Origin of the sequence: Conservatibacter flavescens (genome assembly GCF_002795425.1) — a bacterium.
In the GTDB taxonomy this organism is placed as follows: Bacteria; Pseudomonadota; Gammaproteobacteria; order Enterobacterales; family Pasteurellaceae; genus Conservatibacter; species Conservatibacter flavescens.
Genome location: NZ_PHHA01000018.1, coordinates 40006 through 63270, shown reverse-complemented (window position 1 = coordinate 63270; position 23265 = coordinate 40006). Strand labels below are relative to the sequence as shown.

Here is a 23265-nt window from a genome sequence, read left to right as displayed (position 1 = left end):
ATATGTCAGTTTCATTAGCTAAATACATTACACAACGCTCATCAGCCCAACGTCAACCCACAGTGTTTGTGATTGCGTTGAACTCAAAGCAGTTGTTATTACGCAAACAGGCTGAATTAGCACAAGCACCTTATAACGGTGCACCCAAAACACCGGTTATTTATGTGCTGCCTGAAGCCACACATAATCGTAGCGGCGCCCCCGTGTTATTACCTATCGCCCAAAAAAAATTGCGAATCGAACCGCACTTAGGTGTCGTCTTTGCGAAAGATCTTCAACCCGTTGAGGTTAAACAGGCTTTAGATTATGTCAGCGCTTATCTCCCCGCCGTACTCTACTCATTACCGAGCGATGACTACTATCGTCCCGATATTATAGGGCGCTGCCAAGACAGTTTCTGTGTACTAGGCCAAGCCCTAAACAAAAGTGCGGTTAAAAATACCGAAGAAATTGCCATTCAGGTAGAAGTGAATAACCAAATTCAAAAGGCATGTTATCGAACCGATACCCTTTATTCTGTGGCTGAACTCATTAGTTTTCTCAGTCAGTTCATGTCCTTTAAAGCCGGTGATGTTCTCTTAACAGGGACAGAAGATTCCCCTGCAATAGCAGAAGATCAAGATCAAGTTTGTGTTCGTTTTGAACAACTTGGCACACTTTCCAATCAAATTTTAGCTTTAAGCGAGTAAGATTATGGGCAAATATGCAAGAATTTTATATAGAGATCAAATTTACAGCGTTGAAGTCACTGAACAGGGCTTATTAACTGAGCAAGGCGAAATATTACCCACAGAGGTTGTAGAATGGCTACCACCTGCACAAGGTATGATGTATGCACTTGGCTTAAACTATGCGGATCATGCTTCCGAATTAGACTTTAAGCCCCCAGAACGCCCTTTAGTTTTTATCAAAACCCACCACACCTATACGGGGCATAATAGTACGACTTGGCGACCAGATAATATCGACTACATGCATTATGAATGTGAATTAGTGGTCGTTATTGGCAAAACTGCCAAAAATATCAACCGTGAACATGCACTCGATTACGTAGCAGGTTACACCTTATGCAACGATTATGCTATTCGAGATTATTTAGAAAACTACTATCGCCCCAACTTGCGCGTTAAAAATCGCGTCGCGACCACACCGGTGGGGCCATACATCGTAGATAAAGAAGACATTAAAGATCCCATGAATCTAAGCTTAAAAACCTGGATCAACGGGGAATTATGTCAACAAGGCAATACCAAAGACATGATTTTTGATATTGCCTATCTGATTGAGTATCTCTCTCACATTACTACCCTACAACCAGGCGATATGATCGCAACAGGTACTCCAAAAGGTCTAGCCGATGTCAAGGTGGGTGATCGCGTAGAAGTTGAAATTGAGCAAATTGGCAAGCTCACCAATTACATAGTCAGCGAACGAGCTTTCTGGAACAAATCACACTGAATATAGGAGATATAACATGATTAAACATTGGATTAACGGCAAAGAGGTCGCTAGTGACAGCACCTTTGAAAATATCAACCCAGCGACAGGAGAAGTCATCTGCCAAGTGGCCTCTGGTAGCGAAACAGAAATTAATGCGGCTGTTGAAGCGGCAAAAACCGCTTTTCCTAAATGGGCTAAAACACCAGCCAAAGAACGCGCCCGTTTAATGCGTAATTTGGGGGAATTAATTGATAAAAACGTGCCAAAACTCGCAGAATTAGAAACATTAGATACGGGTTTACCCATTCATCAAACGCGTAACGTTTTGATTCCTAGAGCCTCCCATAATTTCAATTTTTTTGCCGAAGTGTGCACACGTATGAATGGCCACAGTTATCCAGTTGATGACAAAATGCTCAACTACACCCTTTACCAACCTATCGGCGTATGTGCGCTCATTTCGCCTTGGAATGTCCCATTTATGACAGCCACTTGGAAAACCGCACCATGCCTCGCGTTAGGTAATACAGCGGTATTAAAAATGTCTGAGCTTTCACCATTAACAGCCAATGAATTAGGTCGTTTAGCTCTTGAGGCCGGCATTCCAGAAGGTGTATTAAATGTGGTTCAAGGTTATGGTTCAACCGCAGGACATGCCCTCGTCACGCATAATGACATTCGAGCCATTTCCTTTACGGGTGGTACGGCAACAGGCAAAAATATCCTAAAACATGCGGGTCTAAAAAAATATTCTATGGAATTAGGTGGCAAATCCCCCGTGTTAATTTTTGATGATGCGGATTTAGAACGTGCTTTAGATGCTGCATTATTCACTATTTTTTCTCTCAATGGCGAACGCTGTACCGCCGGATCCCGCATTTTTATCCAAGAAAGTGTCTATGATGAATTTGTTAAAGAATTTGCCGCTAGAGCAAAACGCCTCATTGTTGGCGATCCGCAAGATTTCAACACACAAGTCGGCTCGATGATTACCCGCCAACACTATGAAAAAGTCACCGGCTATATTCGTATTGGCATGGAAGAGGGCGCCAATTTAGTTGCCGGCGGCCTAGAACGCCCACAACACTTGCCAGCCCATTTACAAAAAGGCAATTTTATTCAGCCTACTGTTTTTGCCGACGTAGACAATAGAATGCGTATCGCTCAAGAAGAAATTTTCGGACCAGTAGTATGTTTAATGAAATTTAAAGATGAAACCGAAGCCTTACAACTTGCTAATGATGTGGAATACGGGCTTGCTTCCTATATTTGGACTCAAGATATTACCAAAGCATTACGCTTAGCTGATGGAATTGAATCCGGCATGGTGTTTATCAACAGCCAAAATATCCGCGATTTAAGACAACCTTTCGGAGGGATTAAAGCCTCAGGTGTTGGACGTGAGGGAGGGGAATATAGCTTTGAAGTCTTTACTGAAATCAAAAATGTTTGTATTTCCATGCATGATCATCATATCCCTCGCTGGGGAATTTAATTGTTAGGAGGCTCATTATGGGTAAACTCGCATTAGCTGCAAAAATTACACACGTGCCATCTATGTATTTATCTGAACAGCCAGGTAAACATCAAGGCTGCCGTCAATCTGCTATTGAAGGACATTACGAAATAAGTCGCCGTTGTCGTGAAGCCGGTGTCGATACAATCATTGTTTTCGACACCCATTGGCTAGTAAACAGCGCTTATCATATTAACTGTTGTCGCCATTTTTCGGGAGTCTATACCAGTAACGAACTGCCTCATTTTATCCGCGATATTCACTTTGATTACGATGGCAATCCTCAATTGGGTCATGGGATTGTAGAAAAAGCCGTTGCGAAAGGCGTGCGTGCACAGGCTCATGAAATTGATAGCTTAAAACTGGAATACGGCACATTAGTGCCTATGCGTTATATGAATGCTGACAAAGCGTTTAAAGTGATTTCAATTTCCGCTTTTTGCACTTCTCATGCTTTTGAAGACAGCAGAAAATTAGGCGAAGCCGTACTGGAGGCGATTAACGACTACGACGGTACAGTAGCTGTCTTAGCTAGCGGCTCCTTATCCCATTACTTTATTCCCGATCATCTTGCCAAAGAAGGTATGAATAGCTATACCCGTGAGTTTGAACGGCAAATCGATTTGCATGTTGTAAACATGTGGCGTGCAGGTAATTTTAAGGAATTTTGTAAAATGCTGCCTGAATATGCGGATTTTTGTCGAGGCGAAGGCAATATGCACGACACGGTTATGTTACTCGGCATGCTCGGTTGGGATAACTACGACAAACCAGTAGAAATCCTGACAGATTTATTCCCAAGCTCCGGTACAGGACAAATTAACGCCGTGTTTCCTGTCGAACATTTATAAATCTATGGGCGATTGTTGTCGCCCGTTATTTATCACTTTTCCATGAAAAGGAATCTCTATGCCACATATTATTATAGAAGCCACTGATAATCTGAAAAAAAACATAGATTTTCAACCGCTCTTTGCCCAAGTCCACAACTATCTAGCCAGCACAGGTATATTTCCACTAGGCGGTATTCGCAGCCGTGTTCATTGGGTAGACATTTACCGTATGGCTGACGGTGCTGAAGACGATGGATTTATACACATTACCTTAAAAATCGGCGCAGGCCGCGCATCAGAAGATTTACTGCCGATTGGCAAAAATCTGTTTACGATCTTCACTGACTATTTTCAACCCTTATTTGAACAAGGTTATTTTGCGCTATCTTTTGAAATCACTGAATTAAATGAGTTATTGAATTTTAAAAAAAATAACGTGCATTTAAGGTTTAAAAAATCCCCTTAAAACTACCGCACTTTTATATCTAAAAGGAGAAAATATGCTATCACATGATATTGTAAATCAATTAGCTCAGCAGCTAAATGAAGCTGAAAAAAATCGCCAGCAAATCCCCCAATTTTCACTGGCTTATCCAGACATTACTATTGAAGATGCTTACCGCATTCAACAAGCATGGGTTGCCTTAAAAATACAAGAAGGGAGAAGCCTCAAAGGACATAAAATCGGCTTAACTTCAAAAGCCATGCAAAATAGTTCACAAATTAATGAGCCGGATTATGGCGCATTACTTGATGATATGTTTTTTGAAGAAAACAGTGAAATTCCTTTTGATCGTTTCATTGTTCCCCGAGTGGAAGTTGAGCTAGCGTTTATTTTAAAAAACGATCTATCGGGCCCGAACTGCAGCATATTTGATGTCATTAATGCAACAGATTATGTTATTCCCGCCCTTGAAATCATTGATGCTCGCATTGAACAATTTGACCGAATAAGCAAAGTACCACGACGTGTCTTTGATACGATTTCTGATAACGCGGCTAATGCCGGCGTTGTATTAGGTGGGCGCGCAATAAAACCAATGGATATGGATTTACGCCGAATAGCTGCCGTACTTTATCGTAATGGCATTGTGGAAGAGTCCGGCGTATCTGCCGCAGTACTGAATAACCCAATCAAAGGTGTCGCTTGGCTTGCTAATAAACTCTTCCCCCATGGCGTGACCTTAAAAGCCGGTGAAATTATTTTAGGCGGTTCATTCACTCGACCTGTCGCAGCACGGCGAGGCGACACTTTCCATGTGGACTACCATGAACTTGGTAGTATTTCTATGCAATTTGTATAAATAACAGATAAAAAGTGCGGTCAAAAATGAAAAATATTTTTAAACAACATATACAAGCAAAACAAGCACAAATTGGTTTATGGCTCGGCTTAGCCAGTGGCTATAGTTGTGAGCTTGCCGCCAATGCGGGGTTTGATTGGCTATTACTGGATGCAGAACACGCGCCAAATGATCTGCAAAGCTTACTGCATCAATTACACACCCTTGCTGCATACCCTGTCAGCCCAATTGTTCGCCCCCCTATTGGCGAAAATTATATGATTAAGCAACTACTCGACATTGGCGCTCAAACCCTATTAATTCCAATGGTAGAAAGTGCAGCGCAAGCACGAGAATTAGTCAAAGCAATTCACTACCCACCTAAAGGCGTACGTGGTGTGGGGAGTGCTTTAGCTCGCGCTTCACGCTGGAATACCATACCGAATTATTTACAACGTGCTGATGACGAAATATGTTTATTAGTCCAAGTTGAAACGAAAAAAGGCTTGGACAATCTTAACGAAATTGTCGCAGTGGAAGGCGTTGACGGGGTCTTTATTGGCCCAGCAGATCTTAGCGCCTCACTTGGTCATTTAGGCAACCCAAGCCACCCTGATGTACAATATGCCATTGAGCAGGCCATTCATACCATTAATCAAGCCAATAAAGCAGCGGGGATCTTATATGCCGATGAAACCCTAGCAAAACATTATTTGCAATTGGGTTGTTTATTTGTTGCTGTCGGGGTGGACACTTCATTATTGATGCAATCACTTAAAAATTTAGCCCAAAAATATAAAAATAGTGATAACATCAATATCTCTCCCAATGCAAACCAAATTTACTAGGAGCCTATATGTCTGAATTTTCTTTATTAAAAACGCAATGCTATATTGATGGACAATTTGTTATTGCAGATGATAAGAAAACCTTTGAGGTCATCGATCCTGCTTCAAACCAAGTCATTTGTCATGTTCCTGATATGGGCATAAACGAAACCCGTAAAGCCATTGAAGCCGCAGCCATTGCACAAAAAAAATGGCAACAGGTTACCCCAAAAGAAAAAGCACAGATTTTACGCCGTTGGCATGATTTAATTATGTCCAATCAAGAAGAACTCGCTCAAATTTTAAGCTTAGAACAAGGTAAACCCATTACTGAAAGTCGTGGCGAAATTGCTTATGGTGCAAGCTTTATTGAATGGTTTGCAGAAGAAGCAAAGCGTATATATGGCGATGTGTTGCCACAAGATAAAACAAACCATCGCTTATTGGTTATCAAACAACCCATCGGTGTCGTTGCCGCGATTACCCCTTGGAACTTCCCTAATGCGATGATTACACGCAAAGCTGCACCGGCATTGGCTGCAGGTTGTGCCATTGTCATTAAACCTGCGGCAGAAACCCCTTTATCTGCATTGGCTTTAGCTGAATTAGCTCACCAAGCTGGCATTCCGGCAGGCTTATTTAATGTCATCACCTCCACCGATGCGGTAGGAGTGGGTAAAGAAATGACAACGAACAAACTTGTGCGAAAAGTAACGTTCACAGGTTCTACTCGCGTTGGTAAAATTTTAATGGAGCAATCTGCTAGCACAGTAAAAAAACTCGCCCTTGAATTAGGTGGTAACGCCCCGTCTATTATTTTCGATGATGCAGACTTAGATAATGCGGTTGACAACGCTATTGCTTCCAAATTTCGTAATAGTGGGCAAACTTGTGTCTGCACCAACCGCATTTACGTTCAATCGGGGATTTACGATCAATTCGTAGAGAAATTTAGTCAAAAAGTGGCTCAATTTAAAGTGGGTTCTGCTAATGAACCTGGTGTGAATTTAGGGCCATTAATTAGCCAAAGTGCGGTACAAAAAATCGAAGAACATATTCAAAACGCGATTGATAATGGCGCAGAAATAGTACTCGGCGGACAGCGTCATGATCTTGGTGGCACTTATTTCCAACCAACGGTATTAAAGAATGTCACACAATCTATGCGTGTTGCCAAAGAAGAAACATTTGCGCCTTTAGCCCCTATTTTTAAATTCGATAGCGAAGAAGAAGCTGTCGCAATGGCTAATGATACGGAATTTGGTTTAGCCTCTTATCTCTATACACAAGATATTTCTCGTTTATGGCGCGTGGCCGAACAACTGGAATATGGCATTGTGGGCATTAACGAAGGCTTAATCAGCAATGAAATCGCACCATTCGGAGGAATTAAAGAATCCGGTTTAGGTCGAGAAGGCTCTAAATATGGGCTGGAAGAGTTTTTAGAAATGAAATACTTGTGCTGGAAAGTCTAAAGGATTGAGGCGGTATATTACCGCCTCTATATTACTCCAATCCCAATACTTTACGCCCGTTGACACTCGCAATATCAACCATTGATTCCAAATCTGGGAAACGGCAACCGGCAGATAATAAACTGAGTTCTTGCCACATATCTCCCTCACAAAGGGGAACCATATAGTCACAGATATTATCCGTACCAATGGCCACGGTGATCCCTTCTGGAATCATTTCATCTGCTGGCGTTAATGCGTTATGAAATGGCATAAGTTCTTCTTTACGATTGCTGTCAATCCATGCCATCGGACAAGCAATCATCATCATTTGAGCTTGGCGCATTTTTTCATAAAGACGATAACGGTAGTCTTTAGAATGAGAACCGATCGAAATACCATGGATCGCAACCACTCGCCCTTGCATACCATGTTCAATCGTTTTATCGCAAAGCTGTTCGGTTTCTTTTTCCGTCGGGGTGTTAAATTGATCCACATGTACATGGCACATAATACCGCGTGATTTCGCTGCCTCAAGTAGAATATCCATCGCTTCTAACCCTTTACCGTAGTCCAATTCGTCACGATAAGGCAAACCGCCGATCATATCGACCATATCCGCACCAATATCAAACCACTGTTTCGCGACAGGATCAATCACACCTTTTAAGGTCTGATTCGCAAATTTCAGTACGATATCATTTTTATACACTTCACGCGCTCGGTGTGCTGCGATAATCGCCCGGTCTTCACACACCGGATCAATATCCACAAAGGTCCCAAATGCTGTTACCCCTTGAGAAATCATTAATTCAATCGCTTGACTAAAACGCGCATAATAATCTTCAATGCTTGAATTACGCTTTACTTCATCAACCAAATCCCATTTTTGTTGCAAATTGGCAGTACGATAAATATTGATCTTTTCAGGCGTCATCGTAAATGCGCGATCAGCATGCGCATGGGCATTAACCCAGCCGCCTTTTTTGATAATTTCATCTCGGATATAGGATTTCAGGGTAGGAATTAAGTTATTCATAATCACCTCAGATTGTGAAACTAAGCGAACGAAAAGCAGCCAAATCGTAGATGGAAAGAGATAAGAAATTCAGATTAATCAAAAATAAAAGACTGGCACGACACAATAATAAACCCCTTGTGTCTGTGTAGTTGGGAATGTTATGAAAAATTCTCAGATTTTTAATTAATAACATTTGGTATCTAGTCCTGTCTTGGCACTAGGTGGATAGTATAGTGACTTGCCACAAAAAAATATAATTGGTTTTGGCTATTGATTTCTTGAGTATAATCAAAAAAGTGCGGTAAAAAATTTTTCTTTTTTCACCGCACTTCGCATATTAAGCCTTTATCGTTAGCGCATCGTCACAAATTCTTCTGAACCGGTTGGGTGAATAGCAACCGTATTATCAAAATCTGCTTTTGTTGCACCCATTTTAATGGCCACGGCAAACCCTTGAATCATTTCATCGACACCAAAGCCAATACCATGTAACCCCACAATTTTTTCATCTTTGCCTACACATACTAACTTCATGCGACAAGGCTGACGATGTTGTGTCACAGCAGTATACATGGCCGTAAAGCTGGATTTATACACTTTCACATTGTCTGCGCCATATTGTTCAATGGCTTGTGGTTCTGTTAGTCCCACCGTACCTATCGGCGGGTGGCTAAATACGACCGTTGGCACTAAATTATAATCTAAGTGTTCATTCGGTTTATTATTAAATAAACGTTCAGATAAACGACGACCTGCGGCAACCGCAACCGGCGTTAACTCTATTCCACCCTCAATAATATCTCCAACGGCATAAATATTAGGCACGTTAGTATTTTGGAATTTGTCCACTTTAATATAGCCACGTTCGTTGGTTTCCACGCCGGCTGCTTGTAAATTAATCACATCAGTTGCGGGTTCACGCCCAATCGCCCAAATGAGTGTTTCAACTGTTTGTTCACGACCATCGGCTAATTTCAACGTTAAAGAACCATCTGCGTTTTTTACCACTTCTTCAGGCGTGGAATGGGTATGTAGTTTAATACCATCTTGTTCTAACACCTCAAGTAAAGTTTCGACAATTAAAGGATCTTGGTTACGCAATGGCGCATGTTGACGCACAAATAAATGGCTTTCTACCCCAAAACTATTTAAAACACCAGCTAGCTCTACAGCGATATAACCCGCCCCCACAACTGCGACACTTTTTGGTAATGTATCCAATGCAAAAACACCATCAGAATCAATTCCATATTCTGCACCAGGAATATTTGGACGAGAAGGACGACCGCCTGTCGCAATTAAAATATGATCAGCTGTAACACGCTCTGTTCTACCATCAGCATATTTCACCTCAACAGTTTTACTATCAACAAAAGTGGCAAAACCATTTAATACATCGACATTATTTTTGCCTAACACATTGCCATAAGAGGTGTGAATACGTCCGATATAAGCTTGTCGGCTTTCAACTAACTTAGCAAAATCAAAATTATTTACCTTAACATCAAAGCCATAATCAGGCGCATAACGATGAATCGCTTCTGCAATTTGTGCGCCATAAAACATCACTTTTTTAGGCACACAACCGACATTAACACAAGTCCCACCTAAATATTTGGCTTCCACAATGGCACATTTTTTTCCATAACTTGCAGCACGGTTAATTGACGCGATTCCACCGGAACCACCACCAATCGCTAAATAATCATAATGTTTAGTCATATTATTATCCTTTTTTCAGGTTCAAAAATTTTTTCTATTCTGCGGCAAAAGCGCTATAAAGACAACCAGTCCAATTAAATTAGTTTAATCGGTTTTATCAATATATCTCCAGAAAATCCTTCAAATCTGACCGCACTTTCATTTAAAAAGTAAATGATAAACACATAAAACTCTTAAATTTACAATTAATATTATTAACTTACATTTTGATTTATGTTAAAAATATAGCGGTGTTTTCTACCTTGCTTTCTCAATCAATAAAAATAAGCGCTTGTGAGGGAGAAAATACTCAAAATAATGAGTCATACAATTTTATAACTATAGGAAAAAATATGAAAAAACTCTGTCTTATCGCGAGTGTAGCTTTGCTACAAATGAATATCGCCTCCGCTTCACCAGTAGAATATACTTTGGGTGGCGAATGGTATAAAGAGACCTATCGAGAATATGTTCAAGGTAATGAAAGATTTATGCAACAACGTGGCAATCTCTGGTCTTTTAATGGCGCAGTCAAATACAATTTCAATCAACAACACTCCCTTAAACTTGCTGGACGCTATTCTAAAGGTAAAATCAATTATATTGGCGGTGTTAATGGTGATGAAGAAAATCCAGAAGGCTCCCCTTACGGCTCCGTCACTCAGAAAGGCGCTCCCCGTAATAGCTTTGATATCCGCTTAACCTATCAGTACAGCATGCCTGTGTACCAAGACATTAGCGCGTTTATTGAGCCTGGTTTCGGTTATCGGGAACTGAATGATCACAGTACGAGAATTCAGCACGATGATTACGATCGTAAAAACAAATTATTCTACGCGCATTTAGCTGTCGGCATGGTTATCCCTTTCGCTACAAATTATGAATTTACCCCTCGTGTCGCTTATAATCAGCTCATTCGTGGTAAACAATATTCATATATGGAATCAACCATTGTCAATAAGCAAAGAAATGGTAAAGGTGTTGAAGTGGATTTATTGGTGTCAGCTCGTCTGCCTTATGATACAAAATTGACATTCGGTCCATTCTATCGAGGCTGGAAAGTATTTGACTCTAACGAAGCTGAGGAGATTTTTGAGCCTAAAAACTATACACACGAAGTCGGCGTGAAAGTGACTTATACTTTCTAAGCCTATATAACGTTTGAATTACGACCTAACACCGGGCGCGGCAAAACCGCACCCGGTTACAAGCTTTATTTCTCACCATGTCCATGATATGCCGCGTAGTAAATATGATAAATATCCTCTTGAGTTAAACGTAATGGGCTACGTTCAAGTAAACGGGTTTGCTTCATAGCCTCAGCTGTCAATGTGCTCAGTGCAGATTCTGGAATATTAAATGCCTGAATACTGTTTGCAATTCCGACGGCATGCACCAGCTGTTCTAATTCTTGAATACATTTTATTGCCGCCTCTTGGGTTGAAAGTGAGCCGATATTAAATCCCATTGCCTGATAAATATCTTTCAACTTTGACTCACAACTTTTAGCAATATATTTCATCACATACGGCAGTAATACCGCGTTAGATTCGCCGTGAGAAACATGAAATTGTCCACCTAAAGGATATGCTAATGCGTGCACAGCGGCACAACCGGCATTAAAAAAAGCCAAGCCAGCCAAATAACTCCCATAACTCATATCAATTCTAGCTTGTTTGTTATTTCCCTCACGAACGGCTGTTAATAAGGAACCTGCGATAAGCTTAATCGCTTGTAGTGAGAACCCCTCACTTATCGGAGTAGCATTGACTGATACATAAGATTCTATCGCATGAGTCAAGGCATCAATCCCTGTCGCCGCAGTAATTTTGGCAGGAACAGAAACCGTCAATTCCGGATCGACAATCACGACATCAGCCAATAAATAATCATGTACAACCGCATCCTTTGTGCTAGCTAAAGATAATACGGAAATATTTGTGACTTCTGAGCCTGTTCCAGATGTGGTGGGAATGAATATTTTAGGCAGCCCTTTCGATTGAAACTGTTTTTTCGCCGTTAAATTTAAATAATCAGCGACTTGCCCTTCTTGAGTGGCCAATACCGCAACCAATTTTGCCAAATCTAAAGCGCTTCCACCACCCAATCCAATCACTAAATCAGCAGTATGTGCACGGGCAAATTTAACTAAATTCTCAGCACTCTCAATAGGTGGTTCAGGTACCACATCACTATTTACTATGCATGCAATGTGTTTTTCATTTAACATATCCACGATCTTTTGGCTCAAACCATTTTGAACTAAAAATGGATCCGTAATGAGCAGTACGGTCTTCGCACCAAACTTAATCACCTCGTCAGGCAAAGCACTTAAACTTCCCCACCCATGAATATTTTGGGGAACAAATGTTGTTTTAATCATTACCCTCTCCTTCTAATTGTTTATCATGATCTTTAGTAAAGGTATAATCCACTTCCCCTTTAAAAAAATCTCGACCAAAAATCAATCCACACAATAAAATGCCAGCAGCAAACGCCCAACCCGCGCCTTTGATACATAAGATGGCAGCAACAATGCCCGCTATACCTAAGTCCTTACCACACTTCGCTTCTAATACCCCTATTTTCATATTGACATAGCCCTGAATCAATAAAGTTAATGCTAACGCAATACCTAAAATAGGTTCCACCAAACTCACTATGGGCATTAATAACAACCCAGTATTCGTTCCCCAACGGAATGAACCAATTCCACCAAAGAATGAATCCATTGCTTGACGGCCTTTTTTCCAACGCTCAATCATCACTACTTGCATTGCAGACCAAATCGGCCCGCACATAGTCACATCGGGCCCAACAATACTCATAATAGTATTACGCCCTCCAAAAATAAGATGAGCGCGACTCGATTTATATTTCACCACTTCATCAGTACGCACTGCCTGTCCATCTGCAACCAGTGCTTTATTTTGTAAAATATCACCAAACAACACGATATAAGTCGCTAATACTGTGGGAATTGCTGTAATAAACATGGAAATAGGAGGAAATCCAATGCCAAAAATCGTATATTGCTCCCACAATGTTTTAAAATCCGGTTGAGAAAATCCCCATTTAATGTCAGGCCATTTCGCCTCTCCAAAAAGCGGCGCAATGATAACCGCTAGTAAAATAATCGGAAAAATGCCTAATTTGCCAATGGTGTTTAATACTGAAAAACGCTGTTGTAGTTGCGCAAAATGTGCCGAGTAAAGTAGATAGAAAGCAATACCTACCGCAATACTGATGGACCAAGGAAAACTTTCAAAACGTCCTCCGACTTGGAAAATTGAGATAATAGCGGCTAAACCCGCGCCAATAATGATCCCTGATTTTATTGCAGATGGAATAAGACGAACAATTTTAGAAGCCAATCCTGTTGCCCCTAAGAAAATAGATAAAATGCCTAGCATCATTTGGAAAGCGATTAATGAATGAATACGCTCCGGTCCTTCCGGAAACTGCTGACAATATATCATGATCAAAGGAATCGCTGGGGTGATCCAACCTGGTACACAAGGATCACCAAGTAAATGGTGAGCTAGATAAAATAGTCCATTCAATACAATAATTGCAAGTGCCACTTCAAATGGCATTCCAAGCAATTGGGTTAATAATGGAATTGCTGCTAAATCAACCGCACACATCAATAGACCTTGTAAATAATCAGGCCATTCAAAGCGGTAATGAATAAAAGGCAAACGAATTTGAAATGGTCCGAAAGGAATATAAGGTGCGGGCTCTCCAGACTTGCGTGTTTTCCACTGGGCAAAAACTCTCATGTTCGACTCCTAATAATTAAATAGATTTCACTAGGAACAAAAGACAGCATATTGTTAACCTTACTGTTAGCCATTAATGAATACGAATTCACAAAATGGTTACGTATTCACAATAAGATACAAAAAAGTTTAGTCAACATTTTTTTAACATTTGTTATTGATTGTATTGCTGAGTACTACCACGTGTGTATAAAGAAACGGGTAAGGTGATGGAAAATTCATCTAGCTTATCTTTATGTTCAATCATCTCAATGAGTTTTTGAATAGCCAATAAGCCGAGACAAGTATTATTTTCGGCCCCCACTGTGGTTAATTGCACTAGATAATTGCCACTTAAATCCACATTATCAATGCCAATAATACTGATGTCTTCGGGAATTGATACCCCCAAAGAAATTAAGATCTCCATTGCGGCAATTGCCATTGCATCTGTTGCTGCACAAATTGCACTTGGTAATCGCTTGGTTTGATATAATTTGGTCAACAATTTGCGTAAGTCAGGCTGATCTAATTGTTTATAATTAATCGTCCTCACGTTGAGTTTGGAAGAATTCGGTTGTTTTTTCAACCATTCATAATGCTGTTTAAAGCCTATAAAACGATCACGAAAAGTACTCACTACATCTGAGGCGCCAATCCACAAAATATCAGTATGCGCCAAATCCACTAGGTGTTGTAACGCTTTTCGCCCAGCTGCAATATTATCAATTTCAACAAAATGCCTTGCTGTTGAATGGCGACGATTAAAACTAATAAAAGGCAGGTTCAATTTCTTTAATTGTTCAACAATAGGATCATCTAATAAAACACAAGACATGATTAAGCCGTCGATTTTGTGGCTTAACGCTAATTCATAAATATGCTGTGCATTATCTATAGTCGAAAAATGGACATTTACCTTATAACCCAAAGTAGTTGCATACTGAATAATTCGAGAAGTCGTGTCCACATAAAAAGGATTGTGCAACGGGCCAGAGATTAACGAGATAGTATATGTACGTTTGGCAACCAAATTACGCGCATTTTCATTACGCACATAACCTAACTCTTGTATCACTTGTAATACTTTATCACGAGTTTTTGCTTTCACTCGCTCAGGCGTATTCAGCACTCGGGAAACCGTTGTTTGTGAAACGCCTGCTCTTTTAGCCACATCTTTTGATGAAAACATGACAGCCTCACCATTACTCAGGCGTAATCCAGTTTACTGTCCAACTCCCTGTTTCTGGCGCTAAAAGTGCGGTTAAATATGGTAGAATTTTTTTCATTTGACTTTCTAATTGCCAAGGCGGATTAATCACAATCATACCACTTGCCGTCATGCCTTTTTGATCGCTATCAGGACGAACTGCCAGCTCAAGCTGTAAGATTTTACGAATACCTGTGGATTCCAGCCCTTTAATCATACGTTTAATTTGCTGGCGCAATACAACGGGATACCAAATGGCATAAATTCCTGTGGCAAAACGTTTATATCCTTCTTTGATTGCTTCTACGACTAATTCATAATCCTCTTTCAGTTCATAAGGCGGATCAATGAGCACTAACCCTCTACGTTCTTTAGGCGGTAATGTTGCTTTTAATTGCTGAAAGCCATTATCACGTTTTGTCGTCACATTCTTAAACTGACTAAAATTATGACGCAATAAAGGAAAATCTGTTGGGTGTAGCTCTGTTAATAACGCATGATCTTGCTGGCGTAACAATGTGGCAGCAATCAATGGTGAACCGGCATAATATCGCAACGTCTGGCTACCATTGAGTTTTCTGATTAATTGTATATAGCGCTCAACCTCTTCCGGCATATCCTTTTGCGCCCATAACCGCCCAATTCCTTCTTTAAATTCTGCCGTTTTCTCAGCTTCTTCACTAAAAAGGCGATAGCGCCCCACGCCCGCATGCGTATCGAGGTAATAAAAACCTTTTTCTTTTTGTTGTAAACTCTCAATAATTAACATTAAAGTAATATGTTTGAGTACATCTGCATGATTGCCTGCATGAAAACTGTGACGATAGCTCAGCATGATAGCCCTTAATAATAAAATAAATTTGTAAAATTCTACCGCACTTTTTAGCAAATGAGAATCATGGACTTCCTCCTATTTGAATGCACATAAATTCTCCTTGCCTTGTTATATAAACAAGTATATAATGAATCTATCTTATAAAAATAAATAATTGTTAGGTTGTTCAATTTGAGTTGGTATAAATTCATCCCCCACGAATTTATGCCAACTTTTTTTATTGGACTTTTGATGATTCATTAAAAATCCTTTAGACTAATGCAAAATAGCCAAATACTAGAGGGATATTATGAATAACATTGCGCTTGAACAGCTGCTTGATCAAAAATTAAATGCAAATAGTATCAAAGATTATGCGCCAAACGGTCTACAAATTGAAGGCAAAACAGAAGTCAAAAAGATCATCACAGGCGTGACCGCCAGCCAAGCATTAATTGATTATGCCGTTAGCCAAAATGCCGATGCCATTTTAGTTCATCATGGCTATTTTTGGAAAAGTGAAAACCCATGTATTCGAGGAATGAAAGGCAAACGGATTAAAACCTTATTGCAGCATGAAATAAACTTATATGCCTATCATCTGCCTTTAGATATACACCCTGAGCTTGGTAATAACGCTCAACTTGCTCAGCTATTAGGTATTGAAAACTTAAAACCGTTGGAAGACACAACTAATAGTATTCCTATGTATGGCGAGTTAACTGCTCCAATAACAAGTGAAGCTTTTATCCAACGAATTGAGCAAAAATTACAACGTACCCCCCTTGTGTGTTGTGATGCTGGCCCAACTTTAATTAAAACTATTGGTTTATGCACCGGTGGAGGACAAGGCTATATTGATCTTGCTGCGGCTAAAGGACTCGATGCTTATATTACGGGAGAGGTTTCCGAACAGACCATTCATTCCGCCCGTGAACAAGGCATGCATTTTTTTGCGGCTGGACATCATGCTACAGAGCGTTATGGCATCAAAGCGCTTGGTGAATGGCTCGCTGAGCAGTACCACTTTGATGTGGAATTCAAAGATATTGATAATCCTGCATAGACAAAAATAGAGATTAATTGACAAAAAAATATGATTAAAATTTGACATTGTTAATAGAGTTTGACTATCATGAGGACATCTAGCAAATAAATTCTATCTATTTTCTAGAAAAGAAATGTATATGAAAGACAACCAAAGGGGAAATTATGAGTCAATTCGATAAAAAACGTGATGCCTTATTAGATGAAATTCGTGATATTTTAGCTAATGCGGAAGAATTATTTGATGACCAAAAACAATCAGGCGAAGCTGAACTCAAAAAATTGAAAGATACCCTAAACTCGCGTATTGGTCGCGCAAAAGAACAGTTCAGCAATTTACAGCAAGATGCGGTAGCTGGAGCGAAACAAGTGGCAAAACAAACTGATGCTATTGTTCAAGACAATCCTTATAAAGCTATCGGTATTGCTGGGGTTATCGGCTTATTATTAGGTGTTTTAATCAGCAAAAAATAAGCTTTTTAAGTTATGTTTTAGGCGTAAGATAACTAAAACGACTTTATATCTAAACAAATGGGCGAACTCAGTTCGCCCAATCTTTATTGTTACTCGTGACAGCCTTTGAGGGAATCCTATGCAAGCTATTCAAAATATTAAAGTGGGTATAAAAAACATTCTCATTACGACGCTTGAGCTAGCACAAGTTCGCCTAGATATGGCTCGTATTGAGTTAAGCCAATTAAAAGAACGTTTAATTATTACCCTTATTTCCGCACTTATCTTAGTGGTATGTTTGCTGATTGCATTAATGAGTGGGCTGTTTGCGGTTAATGCTTATATTACCGATCCACAACAAAAATTCATTGTATTCAGTGCTATCTGTGGTGGTGGCGTATTCATTGCATTCATTTTATTCCTCGTCATCTTAAATTCTCTTAAGAAACAACGTACATTTATGCAAAATACCCTAGAGGAAGTAAAATTAGATATTGCAACATTAAAACAATTAGCTGATAAATCATCACATAGTAATTAATTGGTAAGGAGGCGACAATGAAAAACCAACTGACCGAAGAAAAAGAGCTATTAATCATGAAAGGCGATGCTTTACGCATGAAATTATTAGCACAAAGCCAACATACTCGCCGCAATGTATCTCAGCCTTTTGCAGGGATAAAAAATTTAGGCTTAAGTTTTTCAAATCCACTTATTCGAGCATTACTTTTTGCCTTACTCAAACGCAAATTATTGACGGTTAAAGGATTAAGCTATTCCGCACTTGGATTAACGGCTCTTTACTTACTCGGAAACAGACAGAAATAAAAACAAACAACGCAATCCTGCTGAAAAATCAAGGTCTGATTTGCGTTATTTGTTTTTTGCCTTATACTAAGCAAAATCTTCTCCACTAATCATTTAGGATATATTATGGGTTTCTTAACAAATAAACGAATTCTTATTACTGGTCTTGCGAGCAATCGTTCTATTGCATACGGCATTGCTGCTGCCATGAAACGTGAAGGCGCTGAACTTGCGTTCACTTATTTAAATGATAAATTAAAACCACGCGTTGAAGAGTTTGCCAAAGAATTTGATTCTAATATTGTTTTGCCGTTAGATGTTGCAACCGATGAAAGCATTCAAAATTGCTTTACTGAATTAAGCAAACATTGGGATAAGTTTGATGGTTTTGTTCACGCTATCGCTTTTGCACCAGGTGATCAATTAGATGGCGATTATGTTAATGCTGCAACCCGAGAAGGTTATCGCATTGCTCACGATATTAGTGCATATAGTTTTGTTGCTATGGCACAAGCTGCACGTCCATTTTTAAATCCAAATGCAGCCCTATTAACCCTGACTTATTTAGGGGCTGAACGCGCTATTCCAAATTATAATGTAATGTGTTTAGCGAAAGCTTCTCTTGAAGCCGCTACGCGTGTTATGGCAGCAGATCTAGGTAAAGATGGTATTCGCGTTAATGCGGTATCTGCAGGTCCAATCCGTACACTTGCCGCCTCTGGCATCAAAAACTTTAAGAAAATGCTGTCAGCTTTTGAGAAAACGGCTGCACTACGTCGCACCGTTACCATTGAAGACGTTGGTAATTCCGCTGCGTTCCTATGTTCTGATTTAGCTTCAGGCATCACTGGAGAAGTCGTGCATGTTGATGCTGGATTTAGCATTACCGCAATGGGCGAATTAGGCGAAGAGTAATTTGCTCAATATTGATTATTTTCAAAGGGCGGTCCCCACCGCCCTATTCCATTTATATTAACTTTCCATAGCAATAACATGTTTCAAAACAATCCCCTATTAAGTCAACTTAAACAACAAATTCGCGAAAGTAAACCCCATGTAGAAGGTGTCGTAAAAGCTTCCGACAAAGCTTATGGCTTTCTTGAGTGTGAAAAGAAAAGCTATTTTATTCCGCCAATGGCAATGAAAAAGCTAATGCATGGTGATAAAATTAAAGCGGTAATAGAAACCATTAATGACAAAGAACAAGCTGAACCTGATGCGTTAATTGAAGCTATGCTCGATCGCTTTATTGCGAAAGTACGCTTTAACAAAGAAGGCAAATTGCAGGTTATCGTCGATCATCCAAATATTAATCAACCCATAGGCGCAAATTGTGCTAACCCTATCAAAAAAGAGCAATTAAAGGAGGGAGATTGGGTTGTCGCTCGCTTAAAAACACACCCTTTACGTGACGATCGTTTCTTCTTTGCGCAAATTGAACAATTTATTTGTGCAGCTAACGATGATTTTGCGCCTTGGTGGGTCACATTAGCACGCCACGAACAATCCCGCTATCCGGTAGAAGGCCAAGACCACTATGAAATGTTAGATCAACAAACTCGTGAAGATCTGACCGCACTTCATTTTGTGACTATCGATAGTGAAACAACAAAAGATATGGATGATGCGTTATATATTGAACCCATCACAAATAACGGCACGCAAACAGGTTGGAAATTAATTGTCGCAATTGCTGATCCAACTGCTTATATTGCCCTTGATTCGCAAATTGAACAAGATGCTAAGCAGCGGTGTTTTACGAATTACTTGCCTGGCTTCAATATTCCTATGCTACCACGCGAATTATCGGACGAACTCTGTTCATTGGTAGCCAATGAAACACGCCCCGCCCTTGTCTGTTATATTGAAACAGATTTAACTGGCAATATCTCTGCTAAACCCGTTTTTGTATCCGCATTTGTGCAATCCAAAGGGAAATTAGCTTACAACAACGTATCAAATTATCTCGAGCAACAACCAAATGCTTGGCAACCTGAACACCCCGATACTCAACAACAAATTGACTGGTTACATCAATTTACACTCGCACGTATACAATGGCGTAAAACACATTCGCTATTATTTAAAGAAAAACCTGATTACACTTTCCTGCTTGAAGATAATGGCAAAGTCAAAGAAATTAAAGCAGAGCATCGCCGTATAGCAAATCAAATCGTTGAAGAATCTATGATCATTGCAAACATTTGTGCCGCATTATATTTAGACGAACATGCACATTGCGGTATCTTTAATACCCATGCTGGATTTGATAAAAAAAATCTACCTGCTGTACAGCAATTTTTATTAAACCAATTAGCCAATGATGAAAATCGGGAGGCATTAACAGAACGTTATTCACCGGAAAATCTTTCTACCCTAGCTGGCTATTGCCAAATGCGTCATGACATAGAGCCAATAGCGGGAGACTATCTTGAATTACGTTTACGTCGTTTTCTCACTTTTGCAGAATTTAAAGCTGAACTCGCGCCACATTTTGGCTTAGGTTTAACAGGCTATGCCACTTGGACCTCCCCTATTCGCAAATATTCGGATATGGTTAATCATCGCTTAATTAAAGCTTGTCTCACTCAGCAACCTTGTCAAAAGCCGAATGAGCCTATATTAGCACGTTTGCAAGAAGCACGAAAACAGAATCGCTTAGTGGAACGTGATATTGCTGATTGGCTATATGCGTTATATCTACAAGACAAACTTGCTCTTTCACCAGAGTTTGAAGGTGAAATACAAGATGTGAGTCGTGGTGGTCTACGTGTTTTATTATTAGAAAATGGCGCTAGCGTTTTTGTACCCGCGTCAAGCTTACATAACAACAAAGAAGAAATCACCATCAATTCTGACGAACTCGCTTTCTACATAAAAGGAGAGCGCGCTTATAAAATTGGTGATATTGTGAAAATAAAATTAACCGAAGTGAAAGTTGAAACTCGTAGTATTATTGGTCACATTATATAGTCAAATCAATTCGGCCTGAGACAAAGAAACAAGCCGAATTGAAAACCTATTTAAACTCAGTAAGGCAAGGAAACTTGCCTTATTTTATCTCACTAATTGCAAAAACGCCTCTTCACTCAATACCCTAATCCCTAATTCATTCGCCTTTGTCAATTTAGACCCCGCATTATCACCGGCAATCAAAAAATCCGTTTTTGCCGACACACTACCCGTCACTTTACAACCTAACTGTAATAAGATCTCTTTTGCCTCACTACGTCCCATTTGGCTTAATGTGCCTGTTAATACCACAGTTTTGCCTTTCAGTGGATTATCATCGATCTCTTTTGTTTCTACATCCGCCCAATGAACACCTTGCGCAATCAAATCATCTACTACGGCGACGTTATGTGGCTCTTGCCAAAACAAATAAATATGGTTCGCGACAACATCTCCCACATCAGAGACCTCTTTTAATGTGTCAATATCTGCTTGGCGAAGTGCGGTTAAATTTTTGAAATAATTTGCCAAGTTTAATGCCGTACTTTCCCCCACTTCTCGAATACCTAAGGCAAAAATGAAACGAGCCAATGTCGTCTGTTTTGCCTTTTCCAAACTGGATAACGCATTTTCTGCTGATTTCTGCCCCATACGCTCCAAGCGCATTAAGGTTGTCAAATCCAACTTAAACAAATCTGCTGGCGTATGAATGAGTTCACGCTCTACAAGCTGTTCAATCAGTTTTGCCCCAACACCATCAATATCCATAGCTCGACGAGACACAAAATGTTTTAGCGCCTCTTTACGCTGTGCCGCACAGATTAATCCCCCTGTACAACGCGCCACTGCTTCACCATCAATACGCTTAATAATCGAACTACACACAGGACAGTATTGAGGAAATACAATAGGTTTTGCATCAGTTGGGCGGCGCTCATGAATTACCCCCACAATTTGAGGAATGACATCGCCTGCTCGACGGATAACCACAGTATCACCAATGGCAATATTTAAACGTGCAATTTCATCACCATTATGTAATGTCGCATTACTTACTGTCACTCCCGCGACAAACACAGGCTCAAGCTTCGCCACAGGCGTAATCGCCCCTGTTCTGCCTACCTGAAATTCAACATCCTTTAATACCGTTAATTCCTCTTGAGCAGGAAACTTATACGCTATCGCCCAACGCGGCGCTTTCGAGATAAAACCAAGACGTTCCTGTAACGCAATATCATTAATTTTTAGCACGGTTCCATCAATGTCGTAACCTAATTGTGTACGTTTTTCACCAATAACCCGATAAAAACTCAGCACCTGATCGACACCTTGGCATAATTGAATTTCTGAATTCACTGGAATACCAATAGATTTCAACCATTGCAAACGTGCATAATGAGTATCAGGCAAACTCACCCCCTCTACAATCCCAATGCCATAAGCATTTAAAACCAACATACGCTGACGAGTAATACGAGGGTCTAATTGACGTAATGACCCTGCAGCCGCATTACGAGGATTAGCAAACGTTTTTTCCCCTTTTGCTAACGCTTTTTCATTTAGCTGTTCAAATCCCATATGCGGCATAAATATTTCCCCTCGCACTTCTAAACGATGCGGCGGATGCTCTGTTAATAATTGCAGAGGAATATTACGAATTGTGCGAATATTTAGGGTAATATCTTCCCCTGTAGTACCATCGCCTCTCGTTGCTGCTTGAACCAATTTACCATCTACATATAAAATACTCACCGCTAATCCGTCGAGTTTAGGCTCACAACAAAAAGTCAAATCTGTCGTATCCACATTAATTCTATCTTGAATACGTTTTACGAAAGCTAAAAAGTCTTCATCAGAAAAGGCATTATCCAAAGATAACATCGGAATTTCATGACGAACTTGTGCAAAACTCGCGAGGGGTTTCGCGCCTACTCGTTGGGTTGGAGAATCTGCCGTGATAAGTTGAGGATAATTCTGTTCGAGTTGTTTTAACTGGTTCATCATGCGATCATATTCCGCATCAGGAATGATTGGGTTATCTAGCACATGATATTGATATTCATGATAGCGCAAGGTTTCGCGCAATTGTTCACACTGTTGTTGAATTTGATTAAAATCTGACATAGGAAAAACTCTATAAAAACAA

The 23265-nt window shown here is 40.0% G+C and carries 22 protein-coding genes; 15 read left to right on the top strand and 7 right to left on the bottom strand.

The genetic code is table 11. The annotated features are described in order from the left end of the window. Nucleotides 1-2: 2 nt before the first annotated feature. Genes CVP05_RS07445 through CVP05_RS07410 form a run of 8 tightly spaced genes read left to right on the top strand, consistent with a single transcriptional unit; the run spans nt 3 to nt 7374 of the window. On the top strand, nt 3-689 hold the full coding sequence (locus CVP05_RS07445) for a fumarylacetoacetate hydrolase family protein (RefSeq protein ID WP_100288942.1): 687 nt from the start codon (nt 3-5) through the stop codon (nt 687-689). Between the two features lie 4 nt (nt 690-693). Then, nucleotides 694-1458, top strand: a complete 765-nt coding sequence (locus CVP05_RS07440) for a fumarylacetoacetate hydrolase family protein (RefSeq protein ID WP_100288941.1) — start codon at nt 694-696, stop codon at nt 1456-1458. A 16-nt stretch (nt 1459-1474) separates the two neighbouring features. After that, nucleotides 1475-2935, top strand: a complete 1461-nt coding sequence (hpaE, locus tag CVP05_RS07435; RefSeq protein WP_100288940.1) for a 5-carboxymethyl-2-hydroxymuconate semialdehyde dehydrogenase — start codon at nt 1475-1477, stop codon at nt 2933-2935. 17 nt (nt 2936-2952) lie between these two features. Then, nucleotides 2953-3807 (top strand): 3,4-dihydroxyphenylacetate 2,3-dioxygenase, encoded by an 855-nt coding sequence (gene hpaD, locus CVP05_RS07430; RefSeq protein ID WP_100288939.1) that lies wholly within the window; start codon nt 2953-2955, stop codon nt 3805-3807. 58 nt (nt 3808-3865) lie between these two features. Next, nucleotides 3866-4255: a 5-carboxymethyl-2-hydroxymuconate Delta-isomerase gene (locus CVP05_RS07425; RefSeq protein ID WP_100288938.1), complete on the top strand. Its 390-nt coding sequence runs from the start codon at nt 3866-3868 to the stop codon at nt 4253-4255. Between the two features lie 34 nt (nt 4256-4289). Further along, a complete protein-coding gene (gene hpaH / locus CVP05_RS07420; protein WP_100288937.1) occupies nt 4290-5093 on the top strand; it encodes a 2-oxo-hept-4-ene-1,7-dioate hydratase in 804 nt (267 codons plus the stop codon). A 26-nt stretch (nt 5094-5119) separates the two neighbouring features. Continuing rightward, entirely contained in the window at nt 5120-5920 is an 801-nt protein-coding gene (gene hpaI, locus CVP05_RS07415; RefSeq protein WP_100288936.1) for a 4-hydroxy-2-oxoheptanedioate aldolase, read from the top strand. Nucleotides 5921-5928: 8 nt separating this feature from the next. Continuing rightward, a complete protein-coding gene (locus tag CVP05_RS07410; protein WP_100288935.1) occupies nt 5929-7374 on the top strand; it encodes an NAD-dependent succinate-semialdehyde dehydrogenase in 1446 nt (481 codons plus the stop codon). A gap of 31 nt (nt 7375-7405) precedes the next feature. Here CVP05_RS07410 and CVP05_RS07405 read toward each other — a convergent pair whose 3' ends face one another. Together CVP05_RS07405 and gorA are read right to left on the bottom strand one after the other, a co-directional pair. Beyond that, complete coding sequence (locus CVP05_RS07405) at nt 7406-8392, bottom strand: amidohydrolase family protein (RefSeq protein WP_100288934.1); 987 nt, start codon at nt 8390-8392, stop codon at nt 7406-7408. A gap of 333 nt (nt 8393-8725) precedes the next feature. Beyond that, the gene (gorA, locus tag CVP05_RS07400; protein ID WP_100288933.1) at nt 8726-10096 is read right to left on the bottom strand and encodes a glutathione-disulfide reductase; all 1371 of its coding nucleotides are present in this window, start codon (nt 10094-10096) and stop codon (nt 8726-8728) included. Between the two features lie 332 nt (nt 10097-10428). Between gorA and CVP05_RS07395 the strand changes: the two genes are divergently transcribed. Then, nucleotides 10429-11223, top strand: coding sequence for a hypothetical protein (locus CVP05_RS07395; RefSeq protein WP_100288932.1), 795 nt, complete (start codon nt 10429-10431; stop codon nt 11221-11223). Nucleotides 11224-11288: 65 nt separating this feature from the next. Here CVP05_RS07395 and CVP05_RS07390 read toward each other — a convergent pair whose 3' ends face one another. The 4 genes from CVP05_RS07390 to CVP05_RS07375 all read right to left on the bottom strand — a co-directional run bounded on the left by CVP05_RS07390 (nt 11289) and on the right by CVP05_RS07375 (nt 15881). Beyond that, nucleotides 11289-12458: an iron-containing alcohol dehydrogenase gene (locus CVP05_RS07390; RefSeq protein ID WP_100288931.1), complete on the bottom strand. Its 1170-nt coding sequence runs from the start codon at nt 12456-12458 to the stop codon at nt 11289-11291. Further along, a complete protein-coding gene (locus tag CVP05_RS07385) occupies nt 12451-13857 on the bottom strand; it encodes a hypothetical protein (protein ID WP_100288930.1) in 1407 nt (468 codons plus the stop codon). The genes CVP05_RS07390 and CVP05_RS07385 overlap by 8 nt, the downstream gene beginning before the upstream one ends. Nucleotides 13858-14011: 154 nt before the next feature. Continuing rightward, nucleotides 14012-15028: a LacI family DNA-binding transcriptional regulator gene (locus CVP05_RS07380; protein WP_100288929.1), complete on the bottom strand. Its 1017-nt coding sequence runs from the start codon at nt 15026-15028 to the stop codon at nt 14012-14014. 13 nt (nt 15029-15041) lie between these two features. Continuing rightward, nucleotides 15042-15881 (bottom strand): 23S rRNA (adenine(2030)-N(6))-methyltransferase RlmJ, encoded by an 840-nt coding sequence (locus CVP05_RS07375; RefSeq protein ID WP_100288928.1) that lies wholly within the window; start codon nt 15879-15881, stop codon nt 15042-15044. A gap of 289 nt (nt 15882-16170) precedes the next feature. Here CVP05_RS07375 and CVP05_RS07370 point away from each other — a divergent pair, with 289 nt between their 5' ends. The 6 genes from CVP05_RS07370 to rnb all read left to right on the top strand — a co-directional run bounded on the left by CVP05_RS07370 (nt 16171) and on the right by rnb (nt 21140). After that, nucleotides 16171-16926, top strand: coding sequence for a Nif3-like dinuclear metal center hexameric protein (locus CVP05_RS07370; RefSeq protein WP_100288927.1), 756 nt, complete (start codon nt 16171-16173; stop codon nt 16924-16926). Nucleotides 16927-17069: 143 nt separating this feature from the next. Beyond that, nucleotides 17070-17381 (top strand): ElaB/YgaM/YqjD family protein, encoded by a 312-nt coding sequence (locus CVP05_RS07365; RefSeq protein ID WP_100288926.1) that lies wholly within the window; start codon nt 17070-17072, stop codon nt 17379-17381. 118 nt (nt 17382-17499) lie between these two features. Then, the gene (locus CVP05_RS07360) at nt 17500-17901 is read left to right on the top strand and encodes a phage holin family protein (RefSeq protein WP_100288925.1); all 402 of its coding nucleotides are present in this window, start codon (nt 17500-17502) and stop codon (nt 17899-17901) included. 17 nt (nt 17902-17918) lie between these two features. Further along, a complete protein-coding gene (locus tag CVP05_RS07355) occupies nt 17919-18188 on the top strand; it encodes a hypothetical protein (protein WP_100288924.1) in 270 nt (89 codons plus the stop codon). Between the two features lie 105 nt (nt 18189-18293). After that, nucleotides 18294-19082, top strand: a complete 789-nt coding sequence (locus CVP05_RS07350; RefSeq protein ID WP_100288923.1) for an SDR family oxidoreductase — start codon at nt 18294-18296, stop codon at nt 19080-19082. 78 nt (nt 19083-19160) lie between these two features. Next, the gene (rnb, locus tag CVP05_RS07345) at nt 19161-21140 is read left to right on the top strand and encodes an exoribonuclease II (protein ID WP_100288922.1); all 1980 of its coding nucleotides are present in this window, start codon (nt 19161-19163) and stop codon (nt 21138-21140) included. An 84-nt stretch (nt 21141-21224) separates the two neighbouring features. On the opposite strand, the gene ligA is transcribed toward rnb, so the two are convergent. Further along, on the bottom strand, nt 21225-23243 hold the full coding sequence (gene ligA / locus CVP05_RS07340) for an NAD-dependent DNA ligase LigA (RefSeq protein ID WP_100288921.1): 2019 nt from the start codon (nt 23241-23243) through the stop codon (nt 21225-21227). Nucleotides 23244-23265: the final 22 nt, after the last annotated feature.

Coding starts and splice junctions, on each gene's coding strand:
- CVP05_RS07445 (WP_100288942.1), top strand. CDS start 3: ATGTCAGTTTCATTAGCTAAATACATTACACAACGCTCATCAGCCCAA.
- CVP05_RS07440 (WP_100288941.1), top strand. CDS start 694: ATGGGCAAATATGCAAGAATTTTATATAGAGATCAAATTTACAGCGTT.
- hpaE (WP_100288940.1), top strand. CDS start 1,475: ATGATTAAACATTGGATTAACGGCAAAGAGGTCGCTAGTGACAGCACC.
- hpaD (WP_100288939.1), top strand. CDS start 2,953: ATGGGTAAACTCGCATTAGCTGCAAAAATTACACACGTGCCATCTATG.
- CVP05_RS07425 (WP_100288938.1), top strand. CDS start 3,866: ATGCCACATATTATTATAGAAGCCACTGATAATCTGAAAAAAAACATA.
- hpaH (WP_100288937.1), top strand. CDS start 4,290: ATGCTATCACATGATATTGTAAATCAATTAGCTCAGCAGCTAAATGAA.
- hpaI (WP_100288936.1), top strand. CDS start 5,120: ATGAAAAATATTTTTAAACAACATATACAAGCAAAACAAGCACAAATT.
- CVP05_RS07410 (WP_100288935.1), top strand. CDS start 5,929: ATGTCTGAATTTTCTTTATTAAAAACGCAATGCTATATTGATGGACAA.
- CVP05_RS07405 (WP_100288934.1), bottom strand. CDS start 8,392: ATGAATAACTTAATTCCTACCCTGAAATCCTATATCCGAGATGAAATT.
- gorA (WP_100288933.1), bottom strand. CDS start 10,096: ATGACTAAACATTATGATTATTTAGCGATTGGTGGTGGTTCCGGTGGA.
- CVP05_RS07395 (WP_100288932.1), top strand. CDS start 10,429: ATGAAAAAACTCTGTCTTATCGCGAGTGTAGCTTTGCTACAAATGAAT.
- CVP05_RS07390 (WP_100288931.1), bottom strand. CDS start 12,458: ATGATTAAAACAACATTTGTTCCCCAAAATATTCATGGGTGGGGAAGT.
- CVP05_RS07385 (WP_100288930.1), bottom strand. CDS start 13,857: ATGAGAGTTTTTGCCCAGTGGAAAACACGCAAGTCTGGAGAGCCCGCA.
- CVP05_RS07380 (WP_100288929.1), bottom strand. CDS start 15,028: ATGTTTTCATCAAAAGATGTGGCTAAAAGAGCAGGCGTTTCACAAACA.
- CVP05_RS07375 (WP_100288928.1), bottom strand. CDS start 15,881: ATGCTGAGCTATCGTCACAGTTTTCATGCAGGCAATCATGCAGATGTA.
- CVP05_RS07370 (WP_100288927.1), top strand. CDS start 16,171: ATGAATAACATTGCGCTTGAACAGCTGCTTGATCAAAAATTAAATGCA.
- CVP05_RS07360 (WP_100288925.1), top strand. CDS start 17,500: ATGCAAGCTATTCAAAATATTAAAGTGGGTATAAAAAACATTCTCATT.
- CVP05_RS07355 (WP_100288924.1), top strand. CDS start 17,919: ATGAAAAACCAACTGACCGAAGAAAAAGAGCTATTAATCATGAAAGGC.
- CVP05_RS07350 (WP_100288923.1), top strand. CDS start 18,294: ATGGGTTTCTTAACAAATAAACGAATTCTTATTACTGGTCTTGCGAGC.
- rnb (WP_100288922.1), top strand. CDS start 19,161: ATGTTTCAAAACAATCCCCTATTAAGTCAACTTAAACAACAAATTCGC.
- ligA (WP_100288921.1), bottom strand. CDS start 23,243: ATGTCAGATTTTAATCAAATTCAACAACAGTGTGAACAATTGCGCGAA.